This is a genomic window from Arthrobacter sp. AQ5-05 (assembly GCF_003287975.1).
In the GTDB taxonomy this organism is placed as follows: Bacteria; Actinomycetota; Actinomycetes; order Actinomycetales; family Micrococcaceae; genus Paeniglutamicibacter.
Genome location: NZ_QMKQ01000006.1, coordinates 1 through 16,688 on the forward strand (window position 1 = coordinate 1; position 16,688 = coordinate 16,688).

Consider the following 16,688-nt stretch of genomic DNA (forward strand, 5'->3'; position numbering starts at 1 on the left):
GGGGTTACGGGCTAAAGGACGTTGTTGAGGGCCGGTGGCTCCCTCCCGGGGAGGTGCCGGCTCTCAACGGCAATAATGGTGGCTCCGAACGGCAATATCCGGTGGCTCTCAAACCTCCGAATATTCAAGCTTGACGTAGAGGGCGGTGCCACCCCAACTCCATGGCCAGGCCACTGGGTCCAAGGGAAGAAACGCCCATGCAGTGTCATCGTGCCGCTAACCGGTAGTTTGCACAAAGCCCCCGAACCGGATTTGGCTCGGGGGCTTAGTTGCGCGTCATGGTTAACGCTTGAGGTTGGCCAGTTCCTGCAGGACCTCGTCGCTGGTGGTGATGATCCGGGCGTTGGCCTGGAATCCACGCTGGGCGACGATCAGGTTGGTGAACTCCTGGGACAAATCCACGTTGGACATCTCCAACATGCCGCCGGCGATCGAGCCCATGCCCGGATCCCCCGGCGCACCGAATTCGATGTTCCCTGAGTTTGCGGTGACGGTGTAGCCCGAGCCTCCGGTCTTCTGCAGGCCCGAGGGGTTGGCCACGGTCCCGAGCACGATCTGCGCAATGGCCTGCTGCTTGCCGTTGGAGAAGGTGCCGGTCAGCGTGCCGTCCGAACCCAGGGTGTAGGACTCCAGGGTGCCGGCGGCGTTGCCGTTCGCCGAGGCGATCGACACGGTCTTCAAGCCTGCGTACCCGGTGACCTTGGAGATATCGATTTTGATGCCGCCCAGGTCCGGGAGGGTGCCGGTAAGCGTGCCGTTGGCGGCCAGGGCCAAGTTGGTTGCGGGCATAGTGTTTCCGGCGCCGTCATTGCCGGTGACCGACCAGCCGCCAGCGGTGCGGGTGAAGGTCAGGGACATGGTGCGGCTGGTGCCGTCGGCGGCGAAGATTTCCTTGTCCTGGATGATGGACTGGCCCACTGCTGTTTCGCTGGGCAGGTTGCCGGTGAGCGCCGCCTCGGTGGTGGCGGTGCCCGGCGAGACCAGGTCGCGGGGCAGGACGATGTCGCCCAGTGCGCCGCCGGTGGGCATGACGCCGTTGGTGTTGGCCATCCGGCCCTGCACGATTCCGCCGTCGGGGCTGGTGAGCCGGCCGTTGGCGTCGAACTCGAAGGCACCGGCGCGGGTCAGGGTGGTTGCGGTGCCCGAGCGGGTGATGAAGAACCCGTCCCCGGAGATCATCATGTCCGAGGCGCGCCCGGTGCTCTGGGACGAGCCCTGGCCGAAGTTGGTGGCGATGCCGGCAACCTGCACGCCCAGGCCCACCTGGGCCGGGTTGCGTCCACCGGTGTTGGCACCGGGGGTGGTGGCGCCCTGCGTCATCTGCGAGAGCGTGTCCTGGAACTGGACGGAAGAGGACTTGAAGCCCGCGGTGTTGACGTTGGCGATGTTGTTGCCGGTGGTGTCAAGCATGGTCTGGTGGGCGCGAAGACCGGAAATTCCTGAATACAGTGAACGAAGCATGGTGTGTGGTCACTTTCTGCGTTGAAGGAAAGGCGGGTGGATCAAGGGGAATTGCGGGATTGCGGTTAGACGACGGTGGGATCGGGTTCCGTGGTTTCGGGTTCGGGGTCCTGAATGGGAGCCTCCACCGCCGGCGGATCATCCGGCATTCCGACGGTGATGATCTGTCCGTAGGGGATCTGCTTGTCCCCCACGGTGACCACCGGGTTGACCCCGGCAAAGGAGACAGCCGTGACGACACCCGTGACGGGGTCATCGCCGCCGGTGGTGATCTGCTGTCCGATCAACGCCGAAACGGCCAGGCGCTGCTGGATGGCCAGGGACACGTCCTGGGTGGCGCTGAGCTGGTTCAGCCGCTCCATGGACGCCAGCTGCGTGGTCTGGGAAATCATGTCGTTGGTGTCCATGGGCGAGCTGGGGTCCTGGTTGGCCAGCTGGGTGACCAGCAGGTGCAGGAACATCTCCCCGTCCATGGTCTGCTTTGGCACGCGGGCAGGTGCTGCGCCGGCCCCGAATTGGGCGGCCTCGATGGGTGGCACGGTCATGGGCGTATTTCCTTCCTAGGCCATCACGTCGAGATGGGATGTGGCACGGTGCGTCGGGAGTTCTGGCTGGGCCTGGAATTCGGGCGCTTCTCCGGTGTCCCCGGGCAACACCGTGGACCGGGGGCCGGAGGCTGCACGCTGCTCTCCCCCGCCTCCGAACGCTTCGCCCCTGGGGCTTCCCCCGGAGGACGAGCCGTCCGCGGAGGTGTTCAGGGTGATATTGCCGCCGCCGCTGGCCGCCAGCTCGCGGCGCAGTTCCGGCAGCATGGCGCGCAGCGCCTCGCGTCCGGCTTCGGTGGGGGCGGAGAGGTCCATGCGGATTCCTTCGGATCCCAGGTGGGCCTTGACCGTGATGGGTCCCAGCGCCTCCGGGGCGATGTTCACGCTGAGCGTGCGTTCCCCGTTGGGGCCGGCTGCCAGCGTGGCGATGGGCCCGAACAATTGACGGTGCAGCGGCAGCGGGGCTTGGGTCCGGGCCTGGGCAGTCTGGGCCTGCGGGGCTTCGAGCGCGTCGATGGCCCCGACGCCCACACCAGCGGGCTGGCGGGCCACGACGGCCGGGCCGGAGTCCGTAGCCTGGCCAACGGCGTGAACCGGAATTCCTGGAGCCGTCACCAAGGCTGGAGGCACGACGGACGGCGCTGGGTCGGCAAGGACAACGCCGGCGGCAGCAGGTGCCGGCCCGCCTCCGGCCCGGGGGCCGTCACCCGCGGGGATGGACGGTTCGGACGTGTCGGACCCGGTTTCGGGGACTTCTGGGTGGATCTTGACCGGTGCAGTACCCTGCACCGTTGCCGACCCTGGCGATGTGGCGGGCAGGGTGGCGGTCGGTGCCGGTTGCCTCGCGTCCGGGGAGCCCTGTTCGACAGCAGAGTCCAGCAGCTGTGGTGCACCCGGCGCGGAGTCGGCCGACTCCGGCAACTCGATGACCAGCAGCGGAGCCTTGGCCACCGGCAGCGGCGGCGCAGCGGTCTCGGGTGTCGGCCCGCCGGACAACGGCAAGGTGAGCAGCGGGGCAACGGCCACCGGCAGCGCTGGAGCCTGCGGCGGTGCAGCTGTCTCGGGGGTTGGTGCCCCGGGCACCGGAACCGTGGGCAGGGGGGCAACGGCGACAGGGAAGGATGCCCGGGCTGCGGAACCGGTTGCCACAGGATCACTGCCGGCGCGGAGGTCCGGAGCTTGTGCGGTTGGGATTTCGGTCTGGCCAGGCGAAGCAGGCTCGTTCGTCGTTGGGGCCATGTCCGTCGAACCTGGTGCGGCAGCATCCGGTGTGGCTTCGACCGGTGCCAAGGTCGGATAGTGCGCCCGCTGCGCCAGCAGCAAGCCCTCCGGCGGGGCTTCCGTCGTCTGGGGTGTCGCGGCAGCGGGTTGTCCCTCCGCGGCGGGATCCTCCGGGGCCACGGCTGGATCCGTTGTCGATCGGACAGAGGCGTCCGCTTCTTGTCGTGGTGCCGAAACGGGGACCATGGAGGCGAAGAGTTCGGCGAACAGGCCCGGCGCCGCTGCTCCGTGGAGCTCGGTGCCACCGGCACGGGCCGATGTGCCGATGCCCGTGGTTGAGGTGCCGGCCGAAGCCGGGAACACGGTTGGTGTGGGGAATGCGGGCATCATGCGCCGTTCACCGCCGTGGAGAAGAGGGCTCGCTGCACGGCAGCGGTCAGTTCGGCCTGTTCGATGGCTGCGTCCTTGGTCGTCCCGGAGGCCGGCTTCGCCGCGGCCGGGGCGGGGGTTTCGGAGGGCACGATCCGGCGTATGGTCATGATCGTGGCGTCCGTTTCAAAGAGCTTGCGGATGCTCACGCTTTCGCCGGGGCGCGGGGCATGGATCATCTTGTTGTCTCCCAGGTAGATGCCGATATGGCCGCCACCCCGGGTGACGATCAAGTCCCCCGGTTTGGCCTGGGCCAGCGACGGGACCTCGGTGCCTTGCGTGGCCTGCTGCCGGGCGACGCGCGGCAGGCCCACGCCCAGGTCCTTGAAGGTGTGCTGGACGAAGGATGAGCAGTCAAGGCCGATCTTCGGGTTGTTGCCGCCCCACACGTAGGGAACGCCAAGGTACTTCTTCGCGGCCGCCACCACGTCCGATCCGTCAACGCCGCCGGCCTTTGCCTGCGGTTCGTTGCGCACGGCGTCCGGCTTGGCAACGGCGGTGCCGGAGCCCGGGGCAACGGAGGGCGCCGGCACCGGGGGCGCAGTCTTCGGGGCGAGCACCGCCGGGGAGGCCATGGCCTCCTGCAGTGCCTGGGTGAAGGCTGCAGGGGTTGAAGGGGCAGCGGGCAACGCGGAATTCGTGCCCGTGGTTCCCCCCGCGTACATGGAGGCCACTGCGCCGGTTCCGGCCGACAGCGGTTCCGGACGCGCCGTCGCCGTGGTGCCGCTGACGCGTGCCAGGGTTCCCTGGATCGCACCGATGCGCGAGGCCATGTCGGTGAAGCTCACGGTGTGGTCCCTTCGAAGGCGTTGGTGGCACCCAGGTCGTCAAGCAGTACCTGCTCGCGGGCCAGGGCCTGGTTGCGGATGGTGATCTCGTGGCGGTCGGCGAGTTTTTCCAGGGACTTCAGCTCGGCCCGGGCCTGCCGGTGCGCCTCGCGGGCGAGGTCCGCGTCCGAGTCCAGGGTCGCGACCACCGCGTCCAGCTCCAGCAGCATCCCGCGCGTGGAGGCACGGGCGGCCATGAGCGCCAGCAGCGTTTCGCTGTCCACCGGTGCATCCTCGGGAGCCCCAATGGACTCCCGCAAGGTGTTGCGCTCGCCGGTGCGTCGGCGCAGGGCATGGTTGGCCGCGGCGAGTTCGCCGGCAGCCTTGGTTTCCTGCAGGCCGCGCAGGCGCAGCAGGCCGGACAGTGCAAATCCCTTGGACATCAGGACACCCCCATGGAAAGCAGCAGCGCTTCAAGCTCGGCCCAGGACCGGGCGCTGGGCACCGGTTCCTCAAGCCTTTGCTGCAGGAAATTGTTGATTGATCCCTCGTGCTCGACCGCAGCGTCGGCCAGCGGGTTGCTGCCGCGTTGGTAGGCGCCCACATCGAGCAGGTCCTGCACCGAGCGCCGCGCGGCCAAGACCTTGCGCAGCGTCCCGGCAGCATGGGCCTGGTCCCGGGTGGTGACCTTCGAGGCGACGCGCGAGACCGAGGCCAGCGCGTCGATGGAGGGGAAGTGCCCGGAGATGGCCAGCTTGCGGTCCAGCACGATGTGCCCGTCCAGCAGCGAACGGGTCGCATCGGCGATGGGTTCGTTGTGGTCGTCGCCGTCCACCAGCACCGTGTAGATCCCGGTGATCGAGCCGTTCGCCGAGGTCCCGGCGCGTTCCAGGAGCCGGGCCAGCAATGAGAAGGTCGAGGGCGGGTAGCCGCGGGTTGCCGGCGGCTCGCCGGCCGAGAGCCCGATCTCGCGCTGGGCCATGGCCACGCGGGTCAGCGAGTCCATCATCAGCAGCACCTGTGCCCCGGATTCGCGGAAATGCTCGGCGATGCGCGTGGCGACGAAGGCCGCCCGCAGGCGCATCCGTGCCGGCTCGTCCGCGGTCGAGACCACAACGATGGACCGGGCCAGGCCCGCAGCGCCAAGGTCCTCCTCGAGGAACTCGCGCACCTCGCGCCCGCGCTCGCCGACCAGGGCGATGACGTTGATTTGCGCGGCGGTGCCGCGGGCAACCATGGACAGCAGCGAGGACTTGCCGACACCGGACCCGGCGAACAGGCCGATACGTTGCCCGGCACCCACCGCGGTGAGCGTGTCCATGACCCTGACACCCAACTGCAGCGGGTCGGTGATCCTGCTGCGCTCCAGGGCGGCCGGTGCCTGGTTCTCCATGGGCACCATGGTGTGCTCCCCCAGCGCGCCCTTGCCGTCGATTGGCGCGCCAAGCCCGTTCAGCACCCGTCCCAGCAGGCCGGTGCCGACCGGGATGTAGGCAGCGGTGCCGCTGCTGTGCACGAAGTCGCCCACCTGGATCTCATCCAGGGCGCCCAGCGGCATGCAGTGCAGGGTGTCGCGGCGTGCGGCCACGACCTCGGCGGGGACCTTCTCGTCCCCGATGTGCAGCACCGTGCCCACGGGGGCGTTGAGCCCGGCGACCTCCAGGCCCAGGCCCACCACGGAGGAGACGACCCCCATGGGCACCGGTCCGGCCGCGGACAGCGCGGCACCAAGGCCCGTCCAGGAACCCGTATCCAGGCTCATGCGATTCCGCTCCGCAGGGCGGCGGCGGCCCGCTCGAATGCGGTGGAAATACGTGCGTCGAGGAATCCGGCCTCGAAGGCGGTGAGCGCGTCCCCGCGGGCCAGCGTTGAATCGGGGACCAGCGCGATCGAGGTGCCCGGCACGGTGTCCAGTTCCAGCAGCGCCAGATCCTGCGGGTTCATCCGCACCTGTCTCACGGTGGCCGCATCAATGCCGCCCATGGCGCGGTCCAGCGCGGCCTTGGCCCCGAAGCGGTCGTTGGACAGCTCCCTGCCCACGATCCGCTCCGCCAAGAGCAGTGCGGATTCCACCAGCACGCCGGAGGCCGACTCCAGCACCGGGACGGTGCGTGCGTGCAAAGTTGCAGCCGCACCGGCCAGGGCGCGCAACGCGTCGGCGTGTTCGGCTCTCCGCGCGGCTTCGGCCTCGGCGGCCGCCCGCGCCGCATCCTCGCGTGCGGCCCGTGCCACGGCCTCCGCTTTGCGGATGCCCTGCGCGTAGCCGGTGGCATAGCCGTGCGCCTGGGAGGCGCCATTCTCGCGCCTGTCCTCGGGCGAGGGTGCCAGCACGCTGAAGTGCACCGGTTCGAACTGATGGGCGTTAGAGGACATAGTCATCCTCTTCTCCGCGCTTGATGGTGATCTCGCCGCTGGCTTCCAGCGCCCTGATCGACTGGACGACGTCTGCGCGGGCCTCCTCGACCTGCGAGAGGCGCACCTTGCCCATGGAGGAGATTTCCGCGTCCAGGATGTCCTTGGTGCGGTCGGAGATGTTGGCGCGGATGGTTTCCTCGACCTCGGCCGCCGCACCCTTGAGCGCGAAGGCCAGCGTGGTCGGGTCGACCCCGCGCAGCACGCGCTGCACGTCGCGACGTTCGAACTTGACCAGGTCCGCGAAGGAGAGCATGCGCGAGCGAACTTCCTCGGCCAGGCCGGGGTCCCGCTCGTCAAGTGAGGCCAGCAGGTCCTTCTCCATCGTGACGTCCGAGCGGTTCAGGATGTCCACCAGGGGCTGGATCCCGCCGACCGTCTCGAGCGGTTCGTGGCTCGTCATCACCGATCCGGTGCGTTTCTTCAGTTCCTCGGCGACCACGCGCACCGCCTCGGGCACCGCGGTGCCCATGGTGGCCAGGGCCCTGGCGGTGTCGGTGCGGGCCGGCCCCTCGAACCCGGCCAGCACCACCGAGGCCACCTCGGGACGCAGGTGGGCCAACACCAGGGCAATGGTTTGGGGCAGTTCGCCGTCGAGCAGCGAGGCGATGTGCGCCGGGTCGCTGCCGTCGAGGAACTCGAAGGTCATCCCGGACATCGAGGAGGACAGCCGGTTCATCACCGTGGTGGCCTTCTCGCTGCCGAAGGAGGCCTCCAGCAGGCCCGCCGCCACGTCGCGGCCCCCGCGTGCGGTGGGTTTGCCGGAAGTGGCCATCTCGTGGATCTCATCGATGGTGTCCTCGACGGCTAGCGCGTCGACCCGGCGCAGGCGCACCAGCTCGGCGGCGATCTCGTCCGCCTCGAACTCGCTGAATTGGCGCATGACCTCGGCCGCGTGGTGCTGATCGAGCTGCATCAACACAATGGCGACCTTTTGGGTGCCGGTCAGCTTTCGGGCGCCATTGTCCGGGTCCTGCTTCATTCGTTGCCCCTATCGTCCATCACGGCGCGCAGGTAGTCGGCCATCTTGGCCGGGTCGCTGGCGGCCAGTGCGGAGAGCTCGTCGCGCTTGACGTGGTGCGGGGTGGCCAGTGCGAGGGCCGGTTCCGGGATCGGCACCTGGCTGATGGCCATGGTCTCCGGGTGTGCGGTCTCTGCGGCCGGGATCGAAATCGGGGCGAATTCACGGAATTCGCCCAGGTCCACCGGCTCCCGGTTCTGTTTGTTGCGCCGCACGTACAGCGCGTAGACGGTTGCCAGTATCAGCGCCAGGGCGATGACCCCGCCGATGACCAGGGTCTTCTGCAGGGCGGCGTTGCGTGCCGCGGTCTCCGCGGCGGCGGCAGCGGCCAGGGCGTCCTGCGCGGCGGAAGCGGCATCCGCGTTGAACGGGACCACCGAGACGTTGACCGTGTCGTTGCGCTCGGTGTCGATGCCTGCCGCGGTGCTGACCATCCGGGTGATTTCCGGGATGTCCAGACCTTGGGCGGCCGCAGAGTCCAGTGCGACTGACACGCTCTGGCGGTTGAGCGTGCCGGAGGGGATCAACCGGTTTTCGGTCACCTTGTTCACCGCGTTGGTGCGTTGGGTGTCGGTGGAGTTGAAGGTTCCCTCGCCATCGGAGCCGCCGGGCACCGCGATGTTGTCCGGGCCCAGGACCCCGGCACCGGCACCGCCGCTGCCCTCGTACTCTTCTTCCTTGCTTGATTCGGTCAGCGCGGGGTTGCCCTCGGGGTTGGTGAAGGATTCCTCTGTGCGTTCGGCGGATTCCAGGGAAAGGTCCGCGGCGACGGCCACCGTGGCGTTGCCCGGGCCCACCACGCGGTCCAGCATGCCCTGGATGACGCTGGCAACCCGGGACTCGTAGTCGGCCGTTTGCTTCTCGGCCCCTCCGGTGAGCCCGACGCCCGCGGCGGAGAGCAGCTTGCCGGTGGAATCCACGACCGAGATGTCCTCGGCCTTGAGCCCGTCGACGGCAGAGGAGGTCAAATGGACGATGGATTGGACCTGGCTGCTGGACAGGTTTACGTTCGGCTTGGTCTCGACGAAGATCGAGGCGGTGGGGTTGGTCTTGGAATCCACGAAAACGGTCTGCTCGGGGATGGCAAGCTTGACCGAGGCGAGCTTGATGCCGTCCATGGCACCAATGGTCATGGCCAGTTCCCCCTCGAGGGCACGCTTGTAGGTGATGGACTGCTGGAACTCGCTCGAGGTCACGCCCATGTCGTCAAGCAGCGAGTAGCCGCTGGTTCCGGCGCTGGGCATCCCCGCGGCGGCGGCCTTGAGCCGCGAGTCGTAGACGTTGGCCTCGGGCACCAGGATGGTGCCCCCGCCCCCGGTCAGCTCGTAGGGAACCGCATCGGCCTTGAGCTGTTCCACGATGCCCGCGGCATCTTCGGGCGCCAGGCCCGTGAATAGCGGGGTCAACTTGGGTTGGCTCATGAAGGCCACCAACGCAATGGTGCCCAGGACCAGGACGGCGATGCCGATCAGGGCGATGGTGCGCTGGGCCAGGGAAAAGCCGCGCACGGCATCGAGTGCCTTGGTCACAGGCGCTGGAACGTTGGCCACTAGGCTTGCATCCTCATGATTTCGTTGAACGCCTCAACACCGCGGTTGCGGAAGGTGGAAACCATTTCCAGGGCGACCGCGGCACGCGTCGAGGCCAACGTGGCTGCGTGGATGTCGGTGAGGTCCCCGGTCACGGCCTTGATCGAAAGGTCGTTCGAGGTGGACTGCAGGGACTGGACCTGGTCCACGGCCCCGCCCAGGGCGGTGGCAAAGGCCGATCCGTCGGTGGACGGCGTTCCGGCCGGCTTCAGGTACCCGGTGGGCTGGGTGGGGAGGACCCCGGCGACGGGTGCAATATCCATGGGCATTACTGGTTGCGTCCGATCTGCAGTGCTGCCTGGTAGGTTTCCTTGGCACGGTCCACGACCGCGGCGTTGACCTGGTAGCCGCGCTGGGCCATGATCAACGATCCCATTTGCTCGGACATGTCGATGTCCGGGTAGCGGACGTTGCCCTCGGCATCGGCCAGCGGGTGGTCCGGTTCGTGCACGATGCGCCCCGCGGCGTCCCCGAGCTCGGTCCCGGCAACATACACGCCGGTGTTTTCGGCGCCGGCCTGGGCCAGCACGTAGCGGGCCCGGAAGGCGTCACCGTCGGTGGAAGTGGCGGTGTTGACGTTGGCGAGGTTGTCGGAAACGGCGTCAAGCCATTTGCGGTGGACGGTCAGCGCGGTTCCCGCGATTCCGATGGCATCAAGCATCAGTTGCTCCGAAGTGCGGTGCGGATGGAGTTGAACGGCCCGGAGGCTGCCTGGGTGGCGAATTGGTAGCGCAGCACGGTGTCGATGTTGGACAGCGTCTCGGTGTCCAGGTTCACGTTGTTTCCGTCAAGGCGCGTGGGCTCCAGCGAGGTCGACGTGGTTGCGGCAACGTGGCCGTTGCCCTCGGACACGGACTTGGCCAGGGCGGACTCGAACTCGATACGGCGGGCGTGGTAGCCGGGGGTGTTGACGTTCGCGATGTTGTTTGCGATGGCACGCTGGCGCAGGGCCAAGCCGTCCAGCGCGCTTTCCAGCGCCAAGGACGTGACGGAATCGAACACGACGAATTGCTCCAGGGTCGGTGCGTGGCCCATCCGTGGGCGCAAAAGGAAAGTGAGCTATCCGTGCTCTTCCTAGACCATCGGCCGATGTCAGCTAGCCGTTAGCTGTTTGCTCTATCCGATTGAATCCAGATAGATGGCGCTCTGCCCGGTGTCCCGGGGAACCGAGTCGACGGCCCGCAGCTGCTTCATGGTGGCCTCACGGCGCTGCTCGAGCAGCGGAGCAAGGTCCTGCATCTGGGACAGCAGAGCTGCGGCCCGCGACGCGAGTCCTTCCGGGATCGCCCCCAAGCCTTCCGGCGGGAGCCACTGGGCGACGGGCAATTCCAGAAGCATGGATTCATCCGCGGCGGCGGAGCGGAGCGTTGCCACGTGGGCGGCCAACCCGTCCAGGATTTGTTCCCAGGAATCCGTGACGTGGACCGGTGCCGGGCTATCAGCCAATGTGTTCGCCGCCGGCAAGCGGTGCGGAGGGTGCAGCTGCGGCCTCGTGCCAGGTCTGGCGCAACGGTTCCATCAAAGTGATGGCCTGGCGGGTCAATGCCGGGTCGCGCTTGATGTTGGCGTCGATGAGCAGCTGGGTGGCGAAGGCGTAGATGCTGTGTAGCTGCGTGGCCCCCGACCAGAGATCGCTGTTTAGGGAGGAAATGAGCTCGGCGATGATCGACTGGGCGTGCACCAGGTTTTCCGAGGCCACCGGCCAGTCCCCCGAATTCTGTGCGGCTTCGGCTCGGTTGAGGTCAAGCAGCAGGCGGTCGTAGAGCATGGTGAGCAGGCGCGCGGGGCTGGCCGAAAGGATCGCTTCGCGGTTGAGCTGCGCACGTTTCAGGGCCGGGTTCATCATCACTTCTTCTGCGTGTTCGGGAGCGAGGCCAGTTGCGAGGCCAGGTATGACTGTTGGGAGTTGAGGTTGCTCAACTGCACTTCCAGGGATGAGTAGATCCGCTTCAGCGTGGCCTCGCGGCTGTCCAACCGGCGATCCCAGTCCAGGATCTGGGTGTCCAGCCGGGAGACCATCGATTCCTGGCCCTTGATCCTGGAGGTGATGGCCCCGTCGTATTTGTCGGACATGTTCGAGGCAACCGTGGAAACCCGCGAGGAGATGGTGGTGAGCACCGATTCGACTCGGGCGGGGTCCTCGGCCAGGGCCTTGGAGAACTTCTCGGCGTCGAACTCGAGCTTGCCGTCCTTGGTGATGGAAATGCCTATTTCCGAGGGCGACTTGCCATCGATCGGCATGATGGCGGCATCCATGGTGCGCTGCTTCACGTCGCGGGCGGTGCTGTCGCCGGTGAAGATCATTCCGCTGGTGGCGCCGCCGGCGCCCGAGGTGACGGAGGAGTTCGTGGCAAGGAACTTGAACAGGTCGTTCAGGGAGTTCACCAGGTCAGAGGCGACCTTGGAGGTGGCCTCGTTGTCGCGTTCGATCGACACCGTCACCGGTTCGGTGGAAACCTTGGATACTGTGACGTCCACCCCGGGTAAGAGGGCCGCAAAGGTGTTGGTGGACGATTTGATCGTCTGCTCGGCGGCGGTGCCGGCCCACAGCGTGGCTTCGGCGTCCTGCGCTGCACGGATCGGGGTCATCGGAACGGTGGTCCCGGAAATCGTGAACGCGTTCTCGGCGCCGGACTCGGTTGCGGAAAACTGCACGCGGTATTCGCCACCACCCGAGGCAACTTTGACCGCTTTGACTCCCGAATCCGAGGCATTGACTGCGGTAATGATGTCATCGAGGGAGTTTGATTTGGCCGTGATGACGGTGTCGGTGCCACCCGCGGTGATGGTGATGGTGGATGCATCCCATTCGGTGACGGGATCGGATACCTGCAGCTGGCTTTGGGCGAGCTTGTTGACCGTCAGGTCAAGGGTTCCAGAGGTGGCCCCGGTGGAGGTTGTTACCTTCAGGCCCTCGGAGCTTCCCGCGGTGTTGAAGAGCTGGAGCGACTCGGGCTTGGCCAGCTTCGTGGTAAGCGTGGCGAGGTCGGCGACCTTGGTGTTCAGCGCCTGCAAGGCGGCCACCATGGTCTTGGTGGCACTTACCTTGTTTTTCAGGATGGCCTGCGGGATCGCTTCGACCTGCATCAGGGATTTGATCAGCGAGGTGGTGTCCAGCCCACTGGCGAGTCCGTCGAGTGCCAGGCCCATGTTTTCTCCGCTTTCTAGCTGTGGTGTTGATACCGCGAATCTCCCGTGGCAAGCACAGGGCTCGGGGAGCCCAAACCTGCCACGGGAGATCGTTGGATGCTTAGCTCGGTTCCGAAGCGCTTCGTGGCTCGGAACCGCTAGTTGCTAAACGGCTTGAGATGCTTAGCCGAGGAGCTGTAGGACACCCTGGTTTGACTGGTTGGCCTGCGCGAGCATCGCGGTACCAGCCTGCGACAGGATGTTCGAGCGGGTGAAGTTCACCATTTCGGCAGCCATGTCGACGTCGCGGATACGGGACTCTGCGGACTGCAGGTTTTCGCGGGAGACGTTGAGCGTGTTGATGGCTGATTCGAACCGGTTCTGCACGGCACCCAAATCTGCTCGTGAACCCGACACTGCGGTAATTGCCGTGTCCAACAATTCAATCGAGGCCGCAATCGTGGTCGTGTCGGTGACGTCAATCAGCGAATCCGTGACATCGGTGCCGTCTGCGGTCGTTGTGACGATTCCAGCCAGTGCGCCAGCGGTGGAGATGTCAGCGTGATTCACAGTGATCGTGTTGGAAACGTCCGTAGCGGTGTTTCCGTTGGCACCGATCTGGAAGCTCATCGATCCACCCTGAAGTAGCTTCGATCCGTTGAACTCGGTGTTGTTCGAGATTCGGTTGAGCTCAGAGGAGAGCCCGTCGATTTCCTTATCGATGGCTGACAGCGATTCGGTGTTGTTGGACCCGTTTCCGGCCTGAACTGTCAGGTCACGCATGCGCTGCAGGATCGAGTGGACCTCGGTCAGGGCCCCTTCGGCGGTCTGGATCACCGAGATACCGTCCTGGGCGTTGCGTGCCGCAACACCCAGGCCGTTGACCTGCGAGCGCAGGCCCTCGGAGATCGACAGACCGGCGGCGTCGTCGGCCGCGCGGTTGATGCGCAGGCCCGAGGAGAGCTTCTCCAACGACTTGGAGAGGTCGTTCTGCGTGTTGGAAAGGTTGCGGTGAGCGTTCAGCGCCGCGATGTTGGTGTTGATCTGCATACCCATGGTGAATTCCTCCGTGAGACGGGTGTATGTACCAAGGTCCGTCCGTGGACCTCAATCACCGACTATCGACCGCCCAACAAGGTCGGTTAGCAGTCACGGGAAATAGGTGTTGGGCCGCTATGCCGAGGGCCATGCAGGCTGGCCGGCAAGCCGGACGATGCCACCGGCGACACGTTCGCCAAAGTCATTCAGGTACTGCTCCCGCCGCTGCGTGGCCGCCTTGGTTAGACTCGATTCCGGCAAGGGTGCCTGGTCCGGAATGTACCGCGATTGCAGTCCCTCGTGCAGCAGCTTCATCGCGGTGGTGCGTCGCTGGGACACCGCCGAGTGGGTGACTCCCATTTCGGTCGCGAGTTCCTTCACGCTGGAGCCCTCGAAGTAGATGCGTTCGATGACCAAGCGCAGGTTGTCCGGCAGCGCCGCGACGGCATCGCGGATGACCTTGGTGCGTTCCGCTTCGAGCAATGATTCTTCCGGCGTCTCGATGCCGGAAGAGAGGTAGTCATTCATGGTGTCATCGATCGCCACCACGGTGCGTGCCGAGTCGCTCAAGATCGCGAGAGTAGCCGTCTGGTCTAGGCCCAGCGCTTCAGACAGTTCGGTAACCGTCGGCGTTCGCCCCAGCGCGGCGGTCAGGGAGTCCTGGACGGTGCGTGTTTCGGTGATCTTCTTGCGCGCGCCGCGTGTGGCCCAGTCGTTGGATCGCATGTCGTCGGCGAAGGCACCCACGATTCGCCGCCTGGCGTAGGCCCCGAAAGGAACCCCTAGGGTGTTGTCGAAGGAATCCGCCGCGGTGATCAGGGCAATGGCCCCCACCGACGCCAAATCCTCGCGGGAGAGATGCGTCGCCTTCGCGCACAATTCTGCGGCGAGATAACCTACCAGCGGAAGGTTTTCCAGCACCATCTGGTTGCGTACTTGTCGCTCCAACCGGATCGTCCTTGTCCACTTGAGTGATCAAAAGTCCAGAAGCCATTGCCTCTGGCCAACTAGCCATTTTCCCCAAATGCGTAATTCCCCAAGAACAGATGTTAGCCGCAATCCGGCCTAAATGGTCCGTTGGATAACTAACGTTCACTTTGTGTCGGCCGATAGACTCCTTTGACTGGGGGAAATTATTGGGGCACAACAGTTTTGGAGAGACAAAAATCATGGGTACCAATGAGCTTTCGGCTCTGTTGTGGAAAGAACGGGAACTGCTTGAGCTGCTGCACTTCAAGTTGGAGGAACAGCATCTTTTGCTCGTTGCCGGCAAGTCCCAATGGATCCAGCTGGCCACTCGTGAGATCGAAAATGTCTTGGAGAAGGTCAACGCCGCGGGCCTGAACCGTGCCGTCGAGGCAGCGCGGGTTGCCCTGTCTTGGGGACTTGACGCAGCTGCGCCACTGTCGGAAATCATCGAAGCCGCACCCGAAGGGCCATGGCACGAAATCCTCGGCGCGCATCTGGCGGCACTGCGACACACCGGTGCCGAGATCGGCCAACTGCGGGATGCCAACGAACAGTATTTGCGGGCCGCCCACCGCTCCACGCAAGAAACCCTGGCGTCCCTCGGTGACGATCCCTCGTTGTATGGCCCGGCAGGGGCAACCGCGTCGCGAAATTCCGGCGCCCACATCATCGACACCAACCTCTAAGGAACCGACGTGAGTACATTCAGCGGCCTGAACACGGCCATGTCCGGCCTGAATGCCGCGCGCCTGGCGATGGAGACGGCCGGCAACAACATGGCCAATGTGGGCACGGCCGGCTACACGCGGCAACGCGCAGACTTCCTGTCCGTCGGCTCCGTGGCATCGACTGGCCTGCTGGCTTCCCGGCCCGGCGTCGGACAAGGCGTAACCCTGACAGGGATCGCCCGTCTGGCCGATGCGCACCTAGATGCCCGCGTTCGCGGAACCATCGCCCTGGCTGCCCAGTCCGACACCCGCGCCGAGGCCATGACCAACCTCGAGGGGATCTTGCGGGAACCGGGCGAAAACGGGCTCTCGGCACTGCTCAACGATTTTTGGGCCGGCTGGCAGGATGTCGCCAACCAGCCCGGCGAGGCCTCCCCCGCGGTGGTGCTGATCGAGCGCGCCAAGGCCGTGGCCAACCGGATAGGGCTGTCCCGCACCGAGATCTCCGACCAGTGGGAAGCCCAGCGACAAAGCCTGGACACCATGGTCGGGGACATCAACGCCGCGGCCTCCGCCGTGGCAGGGCTGAACGAACAGATTCGATCGACCCTCGCGTCCGGCGGCACTCCCAATGCCCTGCTCGACCAGCGGGACCTGCTGACCCAGAACATCGCCGAGCTTTCCGGCGCAACCGTCCGCGAACTGCCCGACGGGACCATCGACGTACTGATTGACGGAAATGCTTTGGTCACCGGCGGCACGGTCCGCCCGCTGGAAGCCACCGGCGCCATGAACTTCGGTGGCGCAGGAGCCGCGCCGTCCATTCAGTGGGCCCACCGCACCGGGTCGCCAATTGCCCTGCAATCCGGACGCCTCGCCGGGGCGCTGGCGGTCCTTGCCCCGGCCGATGGCAACGGAACCGGTGGCTCGCTCGCCGAAGGCGCGAAGGCGCTAGAAGGCATCGCCAAGGAACTGGCTGGCCGAGTCAACGACGTCCAGGCTGGCGGCTTCACCGTGGCGGGCGGCCCCGGCCAGGCGTTCTTCGGCTTCGACGCTGCCGGCAACCTGGCGGTCCTGGCTCAGGGTGCTGCAGACCTGGCAACCAGCAGCACCATTGATGGGAACCTGGACGGTTCCAACGCCGCGAAGATGACGGAACTCGGCAAGGTGCCTGGTGGTCCCGACGCCTTGTGGGCGAACCTTGTCATCAAGATCGGCACGACCACCCGCGCCGAGGCCCAGCAAGCGGTCTCCACCGCGGTGGCGGCCTCCGGCGCCATCAACGCCCAGCAATCGGTCTCCGCGGTATCCCTCGATGAGGAGAACGTTGCATTGATCGCCAACCAGCATGCCTTCCAGGGTGCCGCACGCGTCATGACGGCCATCGATGAAATGCTCGACACGCTGATCAACCGCACCGGACTCGTCGGACGCTAGGG

At 66.1% G+C, this 16,688-nt stretch carries 19 protein-coding genes; 2 read left to right on the forward strand and 17 right to left on the reverse strand.

The features are described from left to right. Positions 1-282: 282 nt before the first annotated feature. From DQ353_RS07650 to DQ353_RS07730, 17 genes are all read right to left on the reverse strand, one after another. Positions 283-1,461, reverse strand: a complete 1,179-nt coding sequence (locus DQ353_RS07650) for a flagellar hook protein FlgE (RefSeq protein ID WP_113762184.1) — start codon at positions 1,459-1,461, stop codon at positions 283-285. Between the two features lie 65 nt (positions 1,462-1,526). Further along, positions 1,527-2,006, reverse strand: coding sequence for a flagellar hook capping FlgD N-terminal domain-containing protein (locus DQ353_RS07655; RefSeq protein ID WP_113762185.1), 480 nt, complete (start codon positions 2,004-2,006; stop codon positions 1,527-1,529). Positions 2,007-2,021: 15 nt separating this feature from the next. Further along, complete coding sequence (locus tag DQ353_RS07660; protein ID WP_146755220.1) at positions 2,022-3,617, reverse strand: flagellar hook-length control protein FliK; 1,596 nt, start codon at positions 3,615-3,617, stop codon at positions 2,022-2,024. Next, positions 3,614-4,444, reverse strand: coding sequence for a C40 family peptidase (locus tag DQ353_RS07665; RefSeq protein ID WP_220093986.1), 831 nt, complete (start codon positions 4,442-4,444; stop codon positions 3,614-3,616). Before DQ353_RS07665 ends, DQ353_RS07660 begins: the two co-directional genes overlap by 4 nt. Continuing rightward, positions 4,441-4,866 (reverse strand): flagellar FliJ family protein, encoded by a 426-nt coding sequence (locus tag DQ353_RS07670; RefSeq protein ID WP_113762187.1) that lies wholly within the window; start codon positions 4,864-4,866, stop codon positions 4,441-4,443. The genes DQ353_RS07665 and DQ353_RS07670 overlap by 4 nt, the downstream gene beginning before the upstream one ends. Then, entirely contained in the window at positions 4,866-6,185 is a 1,320-nt protein-coding gene (locus DQ353_RS07675; protein WP_113762188.1) for a FliI/YscN family ATPase, read from the reverse strand. The genes DQ353_RS07670 and DQ353_RS07675 overlap by 1 nt, the downstream gene beginning before the upstream one ends. Further along, a complete protein-coding gene (locus DQ353_RS07680) occupies positions 6,182-6,802 on the reverse strand; it encodes a FliH/SctL family protein (protein WP_113762189.1) in 621 nt (206 codons plus the stop codon). Before DQ353_RS07680 ends, DQ353_RS07675 begins: the two co-directional genes overlap by 4 nt. Then, positions 6,786-7,817 carry a flagellar motor switch protein FliG gene (gene fliG, locus DQ353_RS07685; protein ID WP_113762190.1) on the reverse strand — a complete coding sequence of 344 codons (1,032 nt, stop codon included), beginning with the start codon at positions 7,815-7,817 and terminating at the stop codon, positions 6,786-6,788. The genes DQ353_RS07680 and fliG overlap by 17 nt, the downstream gene beginning before the upstream one ends. After that, complete coding sequence (gene fliF, locus DQ353_RS07690) at positions 7,814-9,406, reverse strand: flagellar basal-body MS-ring/collar protein FliF (RefSeq protein ID WP_113762191.1); 1,593 nt, start codon at positions 9,404-9,406, stop codon at positions 7,814-7,816. Before fliF ends, fliG begins: the two co-directional genes overlap by 4 nt. Continuing rightward, entirely contained in the window at positions 9,406-9,708 is a 303-nt protein-coding gene (gene fliE, locus DQ353_RS07695) for a flagellar hook-basal body complex protein FliE (protein WP_502696385.1), read from the reverse strand. Before fliE ends, fliF begins: the two co-directional genes overlap by 1 nt. Positions 9,709-9,713: 5 nt before the next feature. Continuing rightward, positions 9,714-10,109 (reverse strand): flagellar basal body rod protein FlgC, encoded by a 396-nt coding sequence (locus DQ353_RS07700; protein ID WP_113762193.1) that lies wholly within the window; start codon positions 10,107-10,109, stop codon positions 9,714-9,716. Continuing rightward, positions 10,106-10,447 carry a flagellar basal body rod protein FlgB gene (locus DQ353_RS07705; RefSeq protein WP_113762325.1) on the reverse strand — a complete coding sequence of 114 codons (342 nt, stop codon included), beginning with the start codon at positions 10,445-10,447 and terminating at the stop codon, positions 10,106-10,108. Before DQ353_RS07705 ends, DQ353_RS07700 begins: the two co-directional genes overlap by 4 nt. Before the next feature lie 114 nt (positions 10,448-10,561). Beyond that, complete coding sequence (locus DQ353_RS07710) at positions 10,562-10,891, reverse strand: hypothetical protein (protein WP_113762194.1); 330 nt, start codon at positions 10,889-10,891, stop codon at positions 10,562-10,564. Further along, a complete protein-coding gene (gene fliS, locus DQ353_RS07715) occupies positions 10,884-11,288 on the reverse strand; it encodes a flagellar export chaperone FliS (RefSeq protein WP_113762195.1) in 405 nt (134 codons plus the stop codon). Before fliS ends, DQ353_RS07710 begins: the two co-directional genes overlap by 8 nt. A 2-nt stretch (positions 11,289-11,290) precedes the next feature. Then, positions 11,291-12,595 (reverse strand): flagellar filament capping protein FliD, encoded by a 1,305-nt coding sequence (fliD, locus tag DQ353_RS07720; protein ID WP_113762196.1) that lies wholly within the window; start codon positions 12,593-12,595, stop codon positions 11,291-11,293. 162 nt (positions 12,596-12,757) lie between these two features. Beyond that, positions 12,758-13,630: a flagellin N-terminal helical domain-containing protein gene (locus tag DQ353_RS07725; protein ID WP_113762197.1), complete on the reverse strand. Its 873-nt coding sequence runs from the start codon at positions 13,628-13,630 to the stop codon at positions 12,758-12,760. Between the two features lie 117 nt (positions 13,631-13,747). Beyond that, a complete protein-coding gene (locus DQ353_RS07730) occupies positions 13,748-14,560 on the reverse strand; it encodes a sigma-70 family RNA polymerase sigma factor (RefSeq protein ID WP_113762198.1) in 813 nt (270 codons plus the stop codon). A gap of 221 nt (positions 14,561-14,781) precedes the next feature. Here DQ353_RS07730 and DQ353_RS07735 point away from each other — a divergent pair, with 221 nt between their 5' ends. Together DQ353_RS07735 and flgK are read left to right on the forward strand one after the other, a co-directional pair. Beyond that, on the forward strand, positions 14,782-15,267 hold the full coding sequence (locus DQ353_RS07735; protein ID WP_113762199.1) for a flagellar protein FlgN: 486 nt from the start codon (positions 14,782-14,784) through the stop codon (positions 15,265-15,267). Between the two features lie 9 nt (positions 15,268-15,276). Further along, positions 15,277-16,686 (forward strand): flagellar hook-associated protein FlgK, encoded by a 1,410-nt coding sequence (gene flgK / locus DQ353_RS07740; protein WP_113762200.1) that lies wholly within the window; start codon positions 15,277-15,279, stop codon positions 16,684-16,686. Positions 16,687-16,688: the final 2 nt, after the last annotated feature.

Bases quoted from the DNA above. Each gene is read 5' to 3' on its own strand.
- DQ353_RS07660 (WP_146755220.1), bottom strand. From the start codon at position 3,617: ATGATGCCCGCATTCCCCACACCAACCGTGTTCCCGGCTTCGGCCGGC.
- fliD (WP_113762196.1), bottom strand. From the start codon at position 12,595: ATGGGCCTGGCACTCGACGGACTCGCCAGTGGGCTGGACACCACCTCG.
- DQ353_RS07725 (WP_113762197.1), bottom strand. From the start codon at position 13,630: ATGGGTATGCAGATCAACACCAACATCGCGGCGCTGAACGCTCACCGC.
- DQ353_RS07650 (WP_113762184.1), bottom strand. From the start codon at position 1,461: ATGCTTCGTTCACTGTATTCAGGAATTTCCGGTCTTCGCGCCCACCAG.
- DQ353_RS07670 (WP_113762187.1), bottom strand. From the start codon at position 4,866: ATGTCCAAGGGATTTGCACTGTCCGGCCTGCTGCGCCTGCGCGGCCTG.
- fliE (WP_502696385.1), bottom strand. From the start codon at position 9,708: ATGGATATTGCACCCGTCGCCGGGGTCCTCCCCACCCAGCCCACCGGG.
- DQ353_RS07735 (WP_113762199.1), top strand. From the start codon at position 14,782: ATGGGTACCAATGAGCTTTCGGCTCTGTTGTGGAAAGAACGGGAACTG.
- DQ353_RS07680 (WP_113762189.1), bottom strand. From the start codon at position 6,802: ATGACTATGTCCTCTAACGCCCATCAGTTCGAACCGGTGCACTTCAGC.
- fliS (WP_113762195.1), bottom strand. From the start codon at position 11,288: ATGAACCCGGCCCTGAAACGTGCGCAGCTCAACCGCGAAGCGATCCTT.
- DQ353_RS07655 (WP_113762185.1), bottom strand. From the start codon at position 2,006: ATGACCGTGCCACCCATCGAGGCCGCCCAATTCGGGGCCGGCGCAGCA.
- DQ353_RS07675 (WP_113762188.1), bottom strand. From the start codon at position 6,185: ATGAGCCTGGATACGGGTTCCTGGACGGGCCTTGGTGCCGCGCTGTCC.
- fliG (WP_113762190.1), bottom strand. From the start codon at position 7,817: ATGAAGCAGGACCCGGACAATGGCGCCCGAAAGCTGACCGGCACCCAA.